The following is a 17,914-nucleotide window of genomic DNA, read 5'->3' as shown; positions in this document are numbered from 1 at the left end:
AGTAGACGCCCAGCAAATACCAGTGAGTTTCCTTTATCAAATGAAAGATAGATGGTTATTTATTCGTAAGACTATTTATCAGCTGATGGGGCTGGAAAACAAAAGAATTTGTTAAATTTTGGAGTTTACTTGTCTTTCTTAAGTAGTTAATCTTTTGATTTAAACTATAGCAGGAGCCATGCTATCGTTTGTTAACTTTAAGGGAAAGGGATAAGCATGAAACATTCCGTATTTACTTCCGAATCAGTAGGAATTGGTCATCCTGATAAAGTGGCTGATCAAATCTCTGATGCTATATTAGACGCTTGCCTTGAACAAGATGAAGACTCTAGAGTGGCCTGTGAAACAATGGTAACTTTGGGTCTTGTCGTTGTCGCAGGAGAAATTACGACCAAAGCGCAAGTGGATTATCAAGAAATCGTACGTAACACCCTCAAATATATAGGATACGATCAAGCACAAGAGGGCTTTGATTATCGCTCATGTGGCGTGCTAACTTCCATTCATAAGCAATCTTTAGACATCGCACAAGGCGTCAATGAAAGAGAAGGCCTTTATAAAGAACAAGGTGCAGGCGATCAAGGCTTAATGTTTGGGTATGCTTGTGAAGAAACACCCGAGTTAATGCCTCTGCCTATCACGCTAGCCCATCAAATTGTTCGAGAACTTCATTGCATTCAGCAAAACAAACAACTTCCTTATCTAAGACCCGATGCTAAAACGCAAATTACAATCGAATATAATGAAAAACATCAACCCATTCGTCTTCATACCGTCGTTATCTCCGTACAGCATGCAGAAGAAGTTAAAAGAGAAACAATCGTCCATGATATGAAAGCACTTGTGCATAGGATAGCCCCTAAAGGCTTTATTACAGATCATACTCTTTTCTACATTAATCCTACTGGCCGTTTTGTTATTGGAGGCCCTGCGGGAGACTGTGGGCTTACCGGAAGAAAGATTATTGTAGATACTTATGGAGGAATGGGCCATCACGGAGGTGGGGCTTTTTCAGGTAAGGACCCTTCTAAGGTAGACCGTTCCGCTTCCTATGCAGCGCGTTATGTGGCAAAAAACATCGTGGCGGCCAAATTAGCCCGGCGCTGTGAAGTGCAGATTGCCTATGCCATTGGTGTTGCTCATCCCATTTCTATTAAAATTGATACCTTTGGTACAGGTTCAGTAAGCGAAAATATTCTCAGCAGGGCTGTCCCTTTAGTGTTTGATTTAACACCTAAAGGTATCATTCAAATGCTTAATTTAAAAAGGCCTATTTATCGTTCTACCGCTTTTGGTGGGCATTTTGGGCGCCATGAAGAAAACTTTACTTGGGAAAAAACAGATAAGATTATTTCCTTGTTAGAATGCGTAAAAATGGAATCCTTTGCAGCAGGATAGAGTATGTCATTAACAATCGAGCAAATGAAAAAACTTCTTAAAGAAATTAACTCTTCTTTAAAAGAAGCGCTTTTTTGATTATTGCACAGCTCCACATTCCCAAAAGATTGTCCTTCATTTCAAAGAGGCTCCCCCTTTATTAATTTGTTTGCAAGAAGCCTTTTTACGTTTTCATCTTACCCAATACTCTGGCCAAGATACTTCTTCATTTTTTTCTAAAAAGCTGACTCAGTACCTACGGGGGTGGTATTTAAAAAGCTGTGAACTTGTCAATGAAGATAGAATTTTACGGATGGTTTTTAAAAAAGGCGAGTTCACCCAAACTCTTATCAGCGAGCTTATTCCTAAAAAACCCAATTGCTATCTTGTGGATAGCCAATGTAGTATCTTAGTTTCTTTACATCCTACTATCCATACTTCTTATATTCCTCCTAAAACTCTGCCTCCTCTTCTATCACTCGGCTCTCCTGAAGATACTACTAGTGCTTCAGTTGAAGCTATCTACAAACATAAAGAGTTAGAAGCTGAATTTCTTAAAAAAAGAAATACGCTAGTTGCCGAGCTAAAAAATAAATTAAATAAAGCCCAGAAAGCCGAAGCTAAATTTTCTGAAGAGCTAGAGAAAGCCCTTCTTTGGGAACAAGCACACCATGAAGCTTCCCTTCTTCAAGCCAATCTATATAAGATAACTAAGGGTTTAAGGCAGGTCAGTGTCAATGATTGGTTGAAAGATAATGGAGAAATCATTTTAAACTTAGATCCTACCTTGCCGCCCTCAGAAGAAGTCTCTAAGCGCTTTCAAAAAAGTAAAAAATTAAAGAAAGCAATTGATCCCCTCTCCGCTCAGTTAAAGCAGGCCCATCAAGCCGTAGAAAAGTTATCTTTAATGCTAGAACAGGTGCAACAGATAGAAACCAAGCAAGAGCTTGAAAGTTTTTGCCAGATACATGAAGGGCTATCTAAAAAAATAATAAAGAACAAACTAGCCAAGAAGACTTTATCTTTACCTTATCACGAATTTGTTACTCAAGCAGGGTTAAAGATATGGGTGGGTAAGAACGCCCATGCTAACGATAAATTAACCTTTAGTTATGCCCATGGCTCAGATTATTGGCTACATGCTAGAGATGTCCCTGGATCACATGTCATTTTACATCTGGGTAAGCATCTTAAACCCGATGAAGAATCTCTACTAGATGCCATTCATGCAGCTCTTTTCTACAGCAAAGCTAAAGAGCGCCAAGAAGGAGAAGTTTGCATCACTCAATGTAAATATGTCTCGCGTTATAAAAAAAATCTTCCAGGAAAAGTTCAGCTCTCTCTTCAACGTATCGCTTATGCTAAAATAGATTTGGAGCGACTGAAAAAGCTTAAAGAAAATAAGCTTACCAATCTTAGTTAAGGGTTTAAGGTTGAGTAAATAATAGAAGTTCTGGTCAAGCTTCTTATCCAATCATGTAATAAACACTAGGCCTGTAACTAGCGAGGAAGCTGTTGAAAAGGTAATTTCCTTCTCAAAACATAGAAGGAGCACTTTTAAAGCGTATATTTATATTCTTACGAGCCTATGTATTAATGAGGACCATTATAAAAAATTAAGCTTAAAAAAAGAACAGGGTTATAAGAAGCTAGCTCGAAATTAATCCTGTTTGGGAGTTCGATGATGAGGTGATTTTTTTACTTGGCCTATAGAAAAGCATTCCTATTTATTATTCTTCCTCTTCTAAGAAACGATAGCCCACTCCACGGACCGTCTCAATCCACTGAAAGTTGGGGCCTAATTTTTTACGAAGAGAAGCAATGTGCACATCAATATTTCTATCCACCACAAAAGCGTCACTATTTTGAATATCGTCAAGCAATTGGTTACGTGTTAAAACCTTACCCATATTTGTTACCAAGCGCTTTAAAATCCCAAACTCTGACAGGGTCAAAGATATAGATTTATCGTTTTTTCTTACTAGATAACGCTCTACTTCCATCGTAAAATTACCAAATGCAATAGTTTTTAAAGCTTTTTCAGGGAGATCTTTGCCACGTCGTAGTACAGCTCGAACGCGTGAAAATAAAACTTTAGGGGAAAAAGGCTTTGCAACATAATCATCGGCCCCTAATTCCAGCCCTAACACTACATCTAATTCCTCACTTTTTGCAGAAATCATAATGACAGGGATATCTTTTAATTCGGGATGAGTTTTCATTTTTCGGCAAACATCTAGACCACTTAAGCCAGGAAGCATAATATCCAAAATAACTAAATCCGGTTTTTCTTTTTCAATGGCCCTTAATCCATTCAGACCATCAGTTTCTGTATGCAATTTATATCCAGAAATATCTGCTTGTAATTTAATCAATGCAGCTATATCTTCCTCATCTTCAAGCAGGACAATTTTTGATTTTTGCATGATACGCCTTATCTCAAGGTAAATTCTTTTTATAATTTATTTTAACATAGGCTGGATTTTTATTTCACCAAATTTTAAAATACTTTTTTTAATGGTTTTTTCTTTCATTAAAAAATTTTTTACAAAGTTTAGTATAGAAGATTTTTAAGGTTGACTCTAATGTCCTATTTTAAAATTTTTACTCTTTCGTTTTGTTTTAGCTTGCTGTTTATTGCTCTCTTTATAGGGTTTGCTTTTGATTCAAGAAGCACTCTTGACCAAACTTATGAGTATTTTGCTAGCCAACAATACGATGAAGCACGCCGCCATCTCTTACATGGCGATCATCCTATTTCATTAGCAGATTTTTATTTATATGAAGGGTATATAACTCGTGAGAAATTAGGAGCAGAAAAATCACAACCTTATTTTTTAGAGGCTCTGCAGCATCCGGCTAATAAAAGAAGCAACACCGCTTTCGAATTATCATTAAATTTAGCCTTGAATGCTTTTTTACAAAAAGATCCAGAAACCTTACACCAAGCGCTTGATCAATGCCTTTTGTATACTAATGCTGATCATCCTTGGTTCCTTTTCTTTAAAGGCAACTATTTTTATCTGCTTAAAGATTATCCTCAAGCCCTTACCCATTGGCAAGCTAGCCAATCTAGACCCTGGCTATCTAAATGGATGGAAGCAAGTTTTCAACATCATCTTCCAGAAGATAAAGTGAGGCTTAATTGTTTATACGCTCAAATTGAGCTAGGCCAATTGGAGGAAGCCCGCCAAGCTTTGAAAGAAATGCTTTTTACCTCTCCAGCGGCTACCAAGCATGATGCTAACCTTCTATTAGCCTTAAGCTACAGGAAAGAAGCCGAGACATTGCTCCCACCTGCACGCCCTTTTGCTTTTCAAAAAGCTGCTGACTATCTCCAATTGCTGCCCGAAGAGAATGTTTATTACATTCAAGAAAAAAGCTCCCTTGCTCATTCCTTTAAAGAACAGCTTTTGCAAGAAATTGAAGGCTCCACATTTATAAACTTACCGCTTTATCTTCAGACGTTAGAAAGAATGCAGGCTTCTACTCAATTAGAGGAAATAAGTAAGCGATTTGCTCAAAGATTTACTGAGATGACCCTTACAGGAAATATTGAGGAAGCTTCACACTTTATCCAAGGAATAGCAGACCATTTGCATGAAGGCAATTTTAATCAGCTATTGGCCTCACAATTAACAGCCTCTATGCAAGAAGCGATAATAAAGGGCCGCCTTCATTACTGGAAAGAGGGTTGGATTCTCAGCCAAAAGCTTCTCTCTTCTGATTCCTCATGCCTGCCAACACTCATCAATGCTTTAACATCTAAAATCTTAGGATTGCTTGAGGATGATTCTGAAATTTTTAAAGAAATTTACTCCTATCTTGGCCTATGGCAGGCTTTAGAAAAAAGGGCTTTCCAGCGCTATACTTTAGCTCGGCAGCTATTGCAAAAAGCCGAATGTCTTTGGTCGCTTAAAAATGAACCTCAAAAAGCCATCGATCTTATAAAATTAGCCACCTCCTTACCCTTCGAAGAAGAGCTAAAAGAGTTCCAGCAAGATATTGAACGTGCAGTCATTAAAATATATCGGCAGGCAGTTCTTCAAGATAATATTCACCAGTTTGCCTTTATTCAACAAGCTGTACAACAATTTAATTTTAATTCTCTGCCCGTTCTGGAGGCAGCAGAAATCGCTAATCAAATAGCAGATGCACAATACTTGTACAAAAAAAAGCAGTTTACCTTAGCTGCCGATAAAGCTTTAGGAGTGCTTAAAGTTACTCCTTGCAATCAAGCAGCTCGCCGTATAGCCGCTTTGGCTGCTTATCAAGAAGGGAAATATTTTGAGGTGGTCGAACATGCTAAGCATTTAAACAGTCTAGATTTTTCTATCTTAGAGCCTCTGGCCATTTCTATGCTCATTACGGGAGAGAAGGAAAGCGCCTCTTTTCTGAGATTTCTCTCCGATCATCAGCCTTTATCTGATGATAATAAGCTGCGTCTAGGTTTAGGCTATTTACTAGTATCTCAGCCCGAACCAAGCATTAGCTGGCTGACGCAAATTCAAAGAGCTAAGAATGATGGATTCCATGATGAAGTCCTCCTAGGATTTTATATTGCCGCCTTTCAAAAACAAGATTGGCCGCAAGTGATTAACTTGTATTCTCAGCTGACTCCTTCTAGGCAACAAATTCCTGCCGTTCAAGGAATGATTATCCAATCTTATCTTGCCCAGGATCAAAGAGAGCAAGCCGAAGAGCTATTTGCTACCTTTTTAAAGCACAGTTCCTTTGATTTTCTTGAAGAAAGGGGCTCTACGGCTTATAATATCCTTAAAAAGCATTTGTATAGTTTTAATGCCTACGATTTTGCTGCCCGCTATTTTCTTTATGTCAAAAAAGATTTAGCCCAAGCCTTAAGTTATTTTCGTGAAGTTAAAAATCCCCTTCCTGATCTTCTTTTAGAAAGGGCCCAGCTTGCTTATACATTAAAAAATTACCCTGAATCTATTAAAGATCTACATGAAGCCTTACAAAACGCTCAGGGCTCGCCACGAGAAAAAGCTTTATTGCTTTTAGGTCAAATTTATTTTGAAATTGGTCTATATCCTGATAGCGTTTCTTGTTTTAAAGAGCTATTTGCTTTAAATTGTCGGCAAGATCTGAGTGTTCATCGATTATATGGCCAAGCACTTACCCTCCTAGGAAGACCTGATCTTGCCTCTATGCATTTTAGGCAATTTGAAATAGATCACCTTGCTTTATCTTCACTTCCTCAGAATTTTGACATAGACCTTAAGGAAAATAAATCTCTCAATAAAAGACAACAGCTATTAGAACATCAGCTACAGTTATACCCTCAAAGTATCTCCCTTCAGCTGCTTTCAGCTAAAGAGCTTGTTTTTTGTTTCAATTATTCCGCGGATAGCTGCGATGATAGATCGGAGAAACTTCTATTAGCACACGAAATTCTTAAGAAAATTAATGAAAAGCACTCTTACCTTCCAGAGGCTTGGTATCTTCAAGGTCAAGTTTTAACTCATTTAAAACTTAATCGAAGTGCCAAACAAGCTTTCTCAAAAGCAATTGATTTAAATCCTTACTATGTGGAAGCCTATAAGCAATTAGCGATAATTAATAAAACTGAGAAAGATTTTGGCTCTGCTCTTTATCATTTGAGGCAAGTTTTACAAATTGCTCCTCACGATGAAGAAGCATGGAGGTGGCTGGCTTGTATAGAGGAAGAGCAAAATCATTTCAGCGATGCCATTCAAGCCTGGAGTAAAGCATTAAAGCTCCACCCCCTTCACCCTCTTTATTTACTCAAATTAGCGCATTTAAGTTTTAACCTACACGCCACAGAATGGAGTGAGAAGGCATAAATTAATTATACCGATCCCCCCAAAAAAAATTTAAACATGGAAATTAATGTGCCCGCCAAGCTTTTGCTCCTTCTTAATTGAATCTTTTTGCTTTTTGCTATATCCTATAAATAATTTAAAAGAGATCTATTGATGTTTTTTGTATTTGTACTTTTTGCCCTTTTTGCTAGCGTTTTCACAGTCGGCAAAGTCGCTCTAGAATATGCCCAGCCTTTTTTTCTGATTGGATCACGCATGCTAGTAGCAGGTATACTTCTTTTAGCCTATGAATTTTACCGCAAGGGCGCCCGCATCTCCATGAACTGGCACAGCTTTGGCCGTATCTTACGCCTGGCTTTCTTTAATATTTATATTACCAATGTACTCGAATTTTGGGGTCTTAAATATTTAACCTCTTTTAAAACATGTTTTATCTATAGCCTTTCTCCCTTTATTTCTGCTTTATTTTCCTATTTTATTTTCACGGAAAAAATGTCGATAAAAAAATGGATAGGATTAATGATTGGATTTGTAGGCATACTTCCCATGTTACTCAGTGAAACATCTGCAGAGCAAAAAGCGGGCCATTTCTTTATGTTTTCTTGGGCAGAGTTAGCTGTAATCATTGCAGCTACAACAAGTGTTTATGGATGGATTCTTTTACGTCAGCTCGTTAATGAAAATCTTTACTCGCCTTTATTTGCCAATGGAATGAGCATGCTGATAGGTGGGATCATTACCCTTTTTCACTCGATGTTAGTAGAAGATTGGAAGCCAGTACCTGTTAATCTCAATAACCTTGTCCCCTTCTTTATTTGTGCGGCTTGGTTGTTACTTGTTTCAAATCTTATCTGCTATAATCTTTATGGCTGGCTGATGAAGCGTTTTTCTGCTACTTTTATGTCTTTTGCAGGCTTTTCCACTTCAATGTTTTCTGCTCTATTCGGCTGGGCTCTCTTAGGAGAAGAACTAGGCTTAGCTTTTTTCATCTCTTCGGCCCTTAATTTGCTAGGCTTAAGTCTTTTCTATCAAGAAGAATTAAAAAAGTCTAGCGTTAGGGTAGATCACCAAACGACCGGCTAAAGAAAAAGCATCTCCCGGGTTTATACTGCCTTCCTCTAGCTGATTACTTTTTTCATAAACTACCCATCTTTCATAAGCTATCCATCGCGTGGCTCATCATTTCCTTAAAATTACCTAATGAATTATAGAATTAAGGCTCTCACAGCTAACAAAAACGGGGTGCAAACATAAAAAACCTTGTTTAAATTTAGGGCAAACCTTATAAAAGGTCTTCCTGAAGCTTTATCAAGAGTGTTACCATGTCATCCTCCCGCATTGAAGGAGAAACTTACTTTCAAGCTAATACCTTCTTTTATAACGACCACATCAACCCTATCATTGCTTCTATTATTCCTCAGTTTGAGGGGATGATGCGATCTTATGTGATCTTACACTTAATTTTTTTGATATTAGGTGGGATTGAATGTATCTTAATGGTTACCTTTTTTAGCTTATTGACACAATCCGCTTTACTGGCTATGTGTTTAGCTGGAGTATTTCTTACTTTTTTTTCTTATTTCATTTTGAAAGTTTATTACCAGACTAAGAAGCCTGAGCAGCATAAAGAGATCATTCAACGTTATTTGGCTGCTTGCAAAAGCCTTTTGAATTATCAAGAAGGCTGCCCAGAGCATCATATTGCTTTAGCCAATGCATGTTGCAAATTGGCTAATAACCTTCACGGCAAAGAGTATAATTTCTACGCCTTCCCTCAATGGCTAAAATCTTTACATTCTTTTATAGAAAAATTTAGCTGCTGGTGGCATTGGCAAGATGTCCATCGCTTTAAAGAACTTCTCTTGTTAACTTCCGTAGAAGAAAATATCAAGCTTGTCAAGTGCGAGCCGACCAGCTTGGAAGTCCATGCCTCGCTTGCCAATGCTTATGTTATGCTTTCCGGGCTTTACGTAGATCCACGTAAGTTAGAGGGCTATGATGAAGAACGTTGGATGCCTGTAGAGCGCTATTCCTTTCAGATGGAAGAAAAATTCCGTGCAATTGCAGAACGAGCTATTGAAGAATTTAAGGTCCTTAATGATTATGCGCCCAACGACCCTTGGGTTCATGCGCAATTAGCTTATAGCTATCGGGATTTACAAATGCCTAAAGAAGAAATTAAAGAATATGAAACCATCTTAAAATTAAACCCTGGTGATCGAGAAACTTTTTATAAACTGGGTCTCCTTTACTTCCAACAAGGGTTCAATGCGCAGGGACTACGTGTGTATGAAGAATTAAAACGTACGCATTATAAAAAGGCAGAAAGCCTAATGGAAAATTATGGCTTATTTAAACCTTTTTCTTAAGGGCATGCATTGAAATACTTATTTATTTTATTTACCACTCTATCTTTATCATTAGCTGCCGAAGAGTCTGTTATAGATTTTTTTGAAAAACGTTTATCTTTACAGCCTCCCACGGAGCAGGAGGAATTAGCTGTAGTCCAGGCTATACAAATCTTTCTTGAACGCATTCAACAAAGAAATATTAATGACGCTTATTTTCTAAGTACAAGTAAAGAGTTTCAAAAAGCCTCTTCTTTCAACTATTTTCGACTTTTCACCCAAGACCTTTATGGAAAAGTTTTAACTATTCAACTCACCAGAAATAATGTTTCCTTTACTAATGTAGCCAAAGATCAAGCTACTTACCAAATCTTGTTAAAAGGCTCGCCAGCTAATCAAAAATTTTACATTGAATTTGATCTGGCTAATCAAGAAGGCGATTGGAAAATTATGCATATCAAAATCTATGAGAGCTACTCTTCTAATTCTTCGCAGCAATCTTAATTTCTTATAAAAGTAAATCCTCAATTGTTTCTTAAATATATTTTAAATTTTTTATCCTTTTCATTCCTCACCTACTTTTAAACCCAGATTGAAAGTCGCGCCTTAAGTTGCCTAAAATCCCTTGAAGTAAATTTTCAATTCATTGCTCAGGAAGTTGCAAGCCAGCTTTAATGGCGCTGACCTTAAATCCTATTTAAAGACACGTAGCAATTAAGGTTTTCTAGAATGTATTTTTTGTTTAATCTATACCTTTTTTGTAGGATGAGAAGAGTGATGACAAATCTATCTAACGCCAAGCGAATCTTGTTAAAACTTTCTGGAGAAACCCTCTTAGGTGAGCAACCTTTTGGCATCCATTTTCCTACTACGCAGCAGTTAGCTAGCGCGCTAAAAAATATAAAGCAAGAAGGTTTTGAATTAGCTTTGGTCATTGGAGGAGGAAATCTTTTTCGAGGTCTTCAATTAAAAGACTCAAAAATCCCTCGCTCTGCTGCAGATCAAATGGGCATGTTAGCTACCCTCATGAATGGTATAGCCCTACAGCAAGCCTTAACCTCTATTGGCTGTACAACTAAGCTAATAAGCGCCCTTGAATGCCCTAAAGTGGCCGAAAGCTATAACTGGAACCGCACTAACGATTACCTTGCTGCTGGCCATATCGTCCTTTTCGTAGGTGGCACCGGTAATCCTTATTTCACTACGGACAGCGCTGCTGCCCTACGTGCTTGCGAAATACAAGCTGATGTCTTGCTTAAGGCTACCAAAGTCAAAGGTGTCTACACTCAAGACCCTTTAAAATTTCCTCAAGCAAAAAAATATATGACTTTGTCTTACTCTCAATATCTTGCAGAAAAGCTAGAAGTTATGGATACAACTTCCATCGCTCTTTGCATGAATAATCAGCTTCCTATTTTTGTGTTTAGCATGGAAGCTCTTGGAAAAGAATCTTTAAAACAAATATTATCGAAAACGGAAAATGGAACATTAATTAGTTAAGAAAAGTCTTTGAAGAGACAGTCTGAACATAGGAAAAATGGAGTTGTATAATGAATATTCTTGAACAAGCAAAATCTAAAATGTTAGTGGCGATTGAACATTTGAAAAATGATTTAAAATCTATACGCACCAATCGTGCCAATGCGGGTATGTTAGATAGCATTTTTGTAGAAATTTATGGCTCTAGCATGCGTATCAAAGAAGTTGCTAATGTGACGGCCCCTGAAGCACGTACACTTTTAATTACTCCTTTTGATCCTTCTACAACAAATGCAATTGGCAAATCCATTGAAAAAGCTAATCTAGGCTTTATGCCTATCGTGGATGCTAATTCTATCCGCATTAAGATTCCTCCTATGGATGAAAATATGCGCAAAGAGATGGTCAAGCAATGCCATAAAAAGAAAGAAGAAGCAAAAATTAGTATTCGTAATATACGCCGAGAATTTAATGAAGCTGCTAAAAAACAGAAGACAGCTGGTGAGCTTACTGAAGATGGGCTGAAAAAGAATGAGAAAAATGTCCAAGAGTTGACCGATAAGTTTTGCAAAGAAGCTGACGAGCTAGCAGAAAAAAAGAAAAGAAATTATCACCATTTAGTTATTGCTTATAAAAGTCAAAATCCTGTAACATTAGGCCTCTTTAAGGAAACTTGAAGAAAAATACCTTATAGATTTCTCAATCTTATAAGGTGCTAGTCAGGCCCCATCGTCTAGCCTGGCCTAGGACACCGGATTTTCATTCCGATAACAGGGGTTCGAATCCCCTTGGGGTCAATTGCACGAGACTTTAGCTCAGTCGGTAGAGCATCTCACTTTTAATGAGAGGGTCGATGGTTCGAGTCCATCAAGTCTCAAGCTTTTAAGCAATGTCTATGTTACACTTCATCTCAAGCTTTAAGGTAATTTTAACTTTTTAATCTTGCTAATTTAAGTTAAGCATTTATCAAGCCAAATACCCGTAAATCAGATCCATCTTTTTTTTGCCTTTAGAAATGCTTTACCCTTTAAATAGGCCTCTTAAGCTTACAAAGCATCTGCTTTTCCATTTTTCATGGTTTATATTTAGCTCGCATCTAATTAAAGTCCCCATCTGCCTACCTTTTGTTATTAAGCGCCCCTCCCTCCTATAAATGGATCAAACCTAACTGTAGAGAATATTAGAATAGGTTTATGCTCCTAGCATTTAAAAACTCACTAAAAATTAATTTTTACAAATGAAGAGATAAAACCTTAAGCTCTTTGCAAGCTAATGGTAAGCTTAAGCCTCTACTAGAATCCTGTCGGCTATAGATAAAAACGCCCTCTAATGGGTGCCAGAAACAAATAAGCAAAAAAACACTTTACCTACGAAAATAAATTTATACTTTTTTGCTCACATTTTCTATAGTAGGTGTAAATATATAACATCTATCAAAAGATCGATTATGGTTAAAAAGGCCTTTGAATTTTTTGAAGAGCAAGTTCCTGAACGCCCCATTGAATGCACAGAATGCAAAAAACCTGTGGCCATTTGGTATACGGAGCTCATCGGAAATACTGTCTCACAAACCAGCATGTGCTCAGACTGCCCTATCTTGCGACGTAAGCTCCATGGCCAAACAAGTGAAAAAGAAATGGGCCATATGGTCGGGGAAACAAGCTTGGCTTGTGGAGAATGCAATACCTCTTTAGAAGCATTACGCGTAGGAGCCTCTTTAGGATGTAGCAATTGCTACGAAGTTTTTGATGACATTATCTTACAAGAACTCCTCATTCTCGATAAAGTTCCTCCTCGCGTAAAAGCTAATAAAAAAGTTTTTCCTCTTCATATAGGGCGCAGCCCCGGTGAGGTTAGAGAAATCAGCCCTTCTTTACGTCTACTAGCGCTTAACGAAGCCCTCAATGAGACAATAAAGAGAGAAGATTATGAACAGGCTGCATGGCTGCGTGATCAAATTAGAGCTTTGACAGAGGAAAATGTGGAGAAAAGTAATGGCCAACAATGATAGATCTAATGTTATTATTAACCAGAAAAAGCTTTGGCAAAACAATGATAATGACATTTGGCTAGCTTCCATTCTTCATCTGCATCGAAATCTTGAGAAATTCAATTTCCCCGGCAAACTTAGTACAGAGCGACGTAAGCAGGTGGTTTCAGTTTTAAGCAAAGAAATTCTATCTTTAGATCTACTCGAGACAGCCACTCTTATTCGGGCGGAAGAAATGGAACCTTTTGAGAAAGAATTTCTAGGAGAACATTTTTGGTCTAATGATAATTTCATCCAGGCTCATTTAGGAGAAGCTTTCATCATTGACGCTTCGGGACAATTTTTAGCTTCTTTTAATATCCGCAATCACCTCCACTTGCAGCTTATCGAATGTAAAGGCGAACTAGAAAAAGCCTGGAATAAACTTCTGAAAATTGAAACCACTATCGGCCAGAACATTTCTTTTGCCTATAATGCTAAATATGGCTTTCTTACTGCAGATATAGGTAGCTGCGGAACAGCTTTGCTTGTTTCTATCTATCTTCAACTTCCCGCTCTTGTTCATACGGGAAAAATGGAGGAAATAGTAGAAAAAAATAAAGAGGAAAGCATTGCTTGCTTTGGCCTTCGAGGCTCTCCCAAAGAAATTATTGGTGATTTGCTAGTCGTGCAAAATAACTATACCCTAGGCGTTACCGAGGAATCGATTATTTCTAATTTAAATGCCTTTGCCACTAAAATGGTTGTCGAAGAAAACACTGCTAGAAATCAAATTCGAGCCAGTAGTGATCCTTATATTAAGGATAAAATCAGTCGTGCCTTTGGTATTTTGACCCATTCTTATCAAATTGATGCTATTGAAGCTCTCAACGCTATCAGCCTCATTAAATTAGGAATTGAAATGGGCTGGGTAGAAGGTATCTCCCGCCAATCCATCAATCAACTATTCTTTAATTGTCGAAGATCCCATTTGTTAGCAGAATTTCATGAGAAAACACATCTCCCTCAAGAAGAAATCGTCCATAAAAGAGCAGAGTTCATCCATAAAGCTCTCCTTCAAGCGCATCTAAGAGTTTAAAAATAAAGCTTGTTTAGCTTGCTAATTTATAATTAGCAAGCTTTTTTCCTTATTAAATAAAGTAAGCATTATTCAACTAGGGGTAAAATAAGGCGTGAAGGATAAGCCGGGCCGGTATAGATTTTATTGCGGGCTATAGCACACCGCCCAGAAGCCATTTCTAATAAACCCACGTTGTGATTAACTTCATAGCGAGGAAAGTTTGAACCGCAAATTGAGACTCTTATACAATGTCCTTTGGCAAAAACCATACTCGTAGAAGCTAAATCAATTTCAATCTCATAAGGCTTTTGCCAAGAAGCCCATCTTTTTTGTTGAGGAGATTGAATGGCTGTTCGATGGATTCCATCGGAAATTAAAATGCTACGCCCATCCGGGTAGACATCACTTAAACGTACGACGAAATCGGTGTCAGAAGCATTGGAAGTTACATATAATTTAGCTAATAAATGGCCAGTGACTTCCAGGTCTTCTTCTAAGGGTTCAGTAGTAAATACCAGTACATCGGAACGACTTTCAATCGCTCGCTGATCTCTAGGGCCACAATCTAGAAAGAGATTACGCCCTCCTATTGTAGGAACAGGATTTTTAGGGTCAGCATTAAAGGAATAGACTCCCCTTTTTTCTTTTGTTATCTCGGTCATTAATTTATGGCTTTGCCCCAAATAAAAAGCTTTATTTTTAGCAGGTATGGGCCAATTCTCAGCAGTTTTCCATACGTTTCCTTTCGAAGGCGAGCCATCAAAAGGACCCATCACGTAATAGGTAACGGGAGGCAATTGATCTACACCATTTTCTATACCTTTAAGATGATAATCAAACCAACGTTGAGGAGACATATCATAAGAGGGAGAAAATCCTTGAGGAGGAACAGGAAAATCACCTAGCTTAGAGGAGATAGGCCACCAATGAGTCCACGGCCCTATCAACAATTTCTGCTTTCCTAAAGCGCCTTTTCCTCCATGATTCTGCCGAGAGACGAAAGCATCGATGGTCCCTTGCAAAAAGGTGTCATACCACCCTCCATATAAAAATCCTGGCACTCTCACTTTCTGTGCCACCTTGATTGAGTCTAACTCCTCCCAAAATGCATTATAAAAAGGCTGAGAGCTTACAAAGCTTAAAACCCCTGTATCTTTAGAATAATATCCCAGCCATCCTTCTACCTGATTTTTATGAAGCTGTCCACCTGGAAAAATGGCGTGATGGTATAAGCTACCTGCGGCAATTCCAATATACTGACATTTAAGAGATGGAGGTGCAGAAGGTGCTAGTAGCAGTTGAGTGCAGCCTACGGCTGAAAAGCCTAGGGTCCCAATCTTTCCATTCGTATAAGGACTTTTTGCTAACCACTCAACTGTATCATACCCATCTTGTAAAGCTCCCCAGCCATCGGTAATAAAAGGAGCCGTCTTCCCATTGATATCTAATGCATTCCGGGTATCCTGCATGACGACTACATAGCCAAAATGGGTGAGGGAGGTATATCCCACCCAAGGCATTGCTTTGCGACCCGCCGGGCATCTTAATAAGATACAAGGAGCTTTTTTTTCCCTTCCCTCCGCGGGAAAATAAATATCTGCGGGTAATTCATAACCATCTCGCATGGGAATTTTAACTGTCAAATCGGCAACAAAATTATCTTTGGCCCAACATAATGAAGTACTTAAAAGAAAAAAAATTGTCAAAATTTTTAAATGCATGCGTTCTTTACCTCGAGTTAATGAATGAGTTTAATATTTTAGGGGAAGTAAAGTCAAAAAATATGTGGAGTACATGCTATTTTTAATTGAGATAGGAAGCAATTTTAAGAAATAAAAAAAGAGCAAAATTGCCTAACTAAAAGAAAAAAGCTAATTCAACTGTAGATACAGCTGTGGTTGGGTAAAATTTATTTTTTACATTATCCTAGAAAAAAAACTTTTCTTAAAGCAAGGGGAGGGGTTGAGACCAGCTAATCTTTTTAAACTGCAAAAGTTGGGTACGCCCCATCTTTCGCGCACTTTCTAATTGCAAGGTAAGCCATTTCTCTTTATCTATTAGCAGTGCTTTGCTTTCTTCAATAAATAACATTCCTTCAACCTTTAACAGGTTACTTTCATCTATCATGCTGATGATCTCTTCTGATAAACCCTTAGTTTCGTAAGGAGGGTCAATATAAATGATATCAAACTGCTCTCCTTGCTTGGCTAGCTTTTTTAACACAGCCCTAGCCTCTCCCCATAAAGGGCGGACTTGCTTTTCCACCCCTAAAGATTGTATATTCTCACGCACACATTGGAGGCTTGCTTTAGCTTCATCTACAAAGGCTGCTTGAGCCGCCCCTCTGCTTATAGCTTCTAGCCCCATCGCCCCTGATCCACAAAAAAGATCTAAAAAAGAAGCGTCTTCTATATAAGTTTGACAAATATTAAAGAGAGCTCCCCGTAGCTTATTGGTGGTGGGCCGGGTGAGAGTATGTTTAGGAGACTGAATTTTCCTGTTTTTATAGCGACCTGCAATGATATATAACATAAATGACTTTAAAAAAATTAATCTTCCCTCGACAAAAAAATTAAACTTCTTTACTTATAAGAGAATTTATTGCCCTTTTTATTTAAGATAAGGAAGAGTATAAGACGCCTAGCACATGATAGCGAAAAATGCCAGTAGGGATGATGCCTAATAGAGCATGAACCTCTACCTGTGCTCCTGCTTTAGATTTCATCTTCAGGCTGATATGATTGTCATTTTTAATAGCTAAACTGGCAATACCCTGCCTCCAAATATCTTTGCTCGGCTCTACAATTTCATTAAAGCTCTGAACAAATTTATCTGGACTCCAGCCTAGCAAGCTCCTGCATTGATTATTAACAAATAAAATTTTATTTTCTTTTTGAGAATAAAAAATAATTGCGCTGGCATTTTCTGCTCGTAAACTATCAAAGAGGCGTCTTAAATCTAGAGTATAATTATCGACAGCCAAATCTTTAAAGCGTGAAGAAGTGTTATAGTAATGACTTGCTCCTGTAATTTTTTGGGCAATGTCAATGCAGCGTTTTAATTGTATATTGGCTTGAATGCTATTTCGAACTTTTTTTTCGGGAAGACAGGAAATTTCTTCTTCAAATATATCAGAAAGAGGAGGATAGATAGAGCCTGCCTGCTCTAAAGGCAGACTCGAGTAAATAGGCATGCTTTGATTTTCAATTTCTGCTAACTGAATCAAGGTTTTAATTTCATACGTCAAATCCGACACTTTAATCTCTAGCTGAGCAATTTGCTGCAATTTTTTATCAATGCATTCGCGCTGCTCAGTGATTGTTTTTTGAGAATCGACTAAAAGCAATTTTTGCTGGTCTAAAGCGGATTCATAAGCCTGCTTGCTCATTTCATACTCTGCTGCAGAAGCACTAAGCTTTTCTTGTAAATGCTGATTATTCTGTTCTCTTTCCAGCAATTCTTTAGTTTTTGCCTCTAAATCTTTCTGAACAGCCAGTACATGTTCATGTAATTCATTATGCTGTTCTTGAAGGTCTTCTAGTGCTTTGGCTTGAGTCATGTCCAGCTCAACAATATTGGACTGCTTAGGGGAAAACTCTGAAGCCTCTAGAGCAGATAAATGAGTATCCCTTGTACCATGCTCGGCTTTATGGCTTAAACGGCACATCATCCAAAAAATTCCTAGGAGCCCTATACTACTACAGAATATTCCAAAAGCCAGTAAATTCCATCCTTTTTGCACGGGCATATACAGCCTCCCATAGCTACTCAAAAGCATTATAGGCAAAAGGTAGAAGGCAATAATGATCAGTAGGATGGTGTAACGTGAGCTATAGGATTTATACATAAATTCAAT

Annotated in this window: 14 protein-coding genes, 2 tRNA genes and 1 pseudogene; 13 read left to right on the top strand and 4 right to left on the bottom strand. The window is 37.9% G+C overall.

Features of this window, described 5'->3' with window-relative positions; translation table 11 throughout:
• The first annotated feature begins 216 nt into the window (after positions 1-216).
• The 3 genes and pseudogenes from metK to DB42_RS02225 all read left to right on the top strand — a co-directional run bounded on the left by metK (position 217) and on the right by DB42_RS02225 (position 2,800).
• A complete protein-coding gene (gene metK / locus DB42_RS02230) occupies positions 217-1,398 on the top strand; it encodes a methionine adenosyltransferase (RefSeq protein WP_044881543.1) in 1,182 nt (393 codons plus the stop codon).
• A 100-nt stretch (positions 1,399-1,498) separates the two neighbouring features.
• A pseudogene (locus DB42_RS11680) lies at positions 1,499-1,789 on the top strand (NFACT family protein); the annotation flags it as partial.
• A complete protein-coding gene (locus DB42_RS02225; protein ID WP_255359351.1) occupies positions 1,766-2,800 on the top strand; it encodes an NFACT RNA binding domain-containing protein in 1,035 nt (344 codons plus the stop codon). The pseudogene DB42_RS11680 and the gene DB42_RS02225, both read left to right, overlap by 24 nt.
• Before the next feature lie 307 nt (positions 2,801-3,107).
• Here DB42_RS02225 and DB42_RS02220 read toward each other — a convergent pair whose 3' ends face one another.
• Positions 3,108-3,803, bottom strand: a complete 696-nt coding sequence (locus DB42_RS02220; RefSeq protein WP_039386475.1) for a response regulator — start codon at positions 3,801-3,803, stop codon at positions 3,108-3,110.
• A 159-nt stretch (positions 3,804-3,962) separates the two neighbouring features.
• Between DB42_RS02220 and DB42_RS02215 the strand changes: the two genes are divergently transcribed.
• The 10 genes from DB42_RS02215 (at position 3,963) to DB42_RS02170 (ending at position 14,076) form a co-directional block, all read left to right on the top strand.
• Complete coding sequence (locus DB42_RS02215; protein ID WP_044881541.1) at positions 3,963-7,202, top strand: DUF1347 family protein; 3,240 nt, start codon at positions 3,963-3,965, stop codon at positions 7,200-7,202.
• Between the two features lie 132 nt (positions 7,203-7,334).
• Entirely contained in the window at positions 7,335-8,264 is a 930-nt protein-coding gene (locus DB42_RS02210; protein WP_044881540.1) for a DMT family transporter, read from the top strand.
• A 239-nt stretch (positions 8,265-8,503) separates the two neighbouring features.
• The gene (locus DB42_RS02205; RefSeq protein ID WP_044881539.1) at positions 8,504-9,550 is read left to right on the top strand and encodes a M48 family metallopeptidase; all 1,047 of its coding nucleotides are present in this window, start codon (positions 8,504-8,506) and stop codon (positions 9,548-9,550) included.
• Between the two features lie 9 nt (positions 9,551-9,559).
• A complete protein-coding gene (locus DB42_RS02200; RefSeq protein ID WP_044881538.1) occupies positions 9,560-10,033 on the top strand; it encodes a hypothetical protein in 474 nt (157 codons plus the stop codon).
• A gap of 273 nt (positions 10,034-10,306) precedes the next feature.
• A complete protein-coding gene (gene pyrH, locus DB42_RS02195; protein ID WP_042239303.1) occupies positions 10,307-11,029 on the top strand; it encodes a UMP kinase in 723 nt (240 codons plus the stop codon).
• A 50-nt stretch (positions 11,030-11,079) separates the two neighbouring features.
• A complete protein-coding gene (gene frr / locus DB42_RS02190) occupies positions 11,080-11,685 on the top strand; it encodes a ribosome recycling factor (RefSeq protein WP_080502677.1) in 606 nt (201 codons plus the stop codon).
• A gap of 45 nt (positions 11,686-11,730) precedes the next feature.
• A tRNA-Glu gene (locus DB42_RS02185) sits at positions 11,731-11,805 on the top strand.
• 7 nt (positions 11,806-11,812) lie between these two features.
• Positions 11,813-11,885: transfer RNA gene (locus DB42_RS02180), tRNA-Lys, on the top strand.
• A gap of 570 nt (positions 11,886-12,455) precedes the next feature.
• Entirely contained in the window at positions 12,456-13,016 is a 561-nt protein-coding gene (locus DB42_RS02175; RefSeq protein WP_044881537.1) for a UvrB/UvrC motif-containing protein, read from the top strand.
• The gene (locus DB42_RS02170) at positions 13,003-14,076 is read left to right on the top strand and encodes a protein arginine kinase (protein ID WP_044881536.1); all 1,074 of its coding nucleotides are present in this window, start codon (positions 13,003-13,005) and stop codon (positions 14,074-14,076) included. The genes DB42_RS02175 and DB42_RS02170 overlap by 14 nt, the downstream gene beginning before the upstream one ends.
• A gap of 68 nt (positions 14,077-14,144) precedes the next feature.
• On the opposite strand, the gene DB42_RS02165 is transcribed toward DB42_RS02170, so the two are convergent.
• The 3 genes from DB42_RS02165 to DB42_RS02155 all read right to left on the bottom strand — a co-directional run bounded on the left by DB42_RS02165 (position 14,145) and on the right by DB42_RS02155 (position 17,905).
• Positions 14,145-15,779: a CocE/NonD family hydrolase gene (locus tag DB42_RS02165; RefSeq protein WP_044881535.1), complete on the bottom strand. Its 1,635-nt coding sequence runs from the start codon at positions 15,777-15,779 to the stop codon at positions 14,145-14,147.
• A 223-nt stretch (positions 15,780-16,002) separates the two neighbouring features.
• Positions 16,003-16,590 (bottom strand): 16S rRNA (guanine(966)-N(2))-methyltransferase RsmD, encoded by a 588-nt coding sequence (gene rsmD / locus DB42_RS02160; protein WP_044881534.1) that lies wholly within the window; start codon positions 16,588-16,590, stop codon positions 16,003-16,005.
• Between the two features lie 82 nt (positions 16,591-16,672).
• A complete protein-coding gene (locus tag DB42_RS02155; RefSeq protein ID WP_155117382.1) occupies positions 16,673-17,905 on the bottom strand; it encodes a hypothetical protein in 1,233 nt (410 codons plus the stop codon).
• Positions 17,906-17,914 lie beyond the last annotated feature (9 nt).

Source organism: Neochlamydia sp. EPS4 (genome assembly GCF_000813665.1).
GTDB lineage: Bacteria > Chlamydiota > Chlamydiia > Chlamydiales > Parachlamydiaceae > Neochlamydia.
Note: the sequence above shows the minus strand (reverse complement) of the source record. Positions and strands in the feature narration are given on the sequence as shown.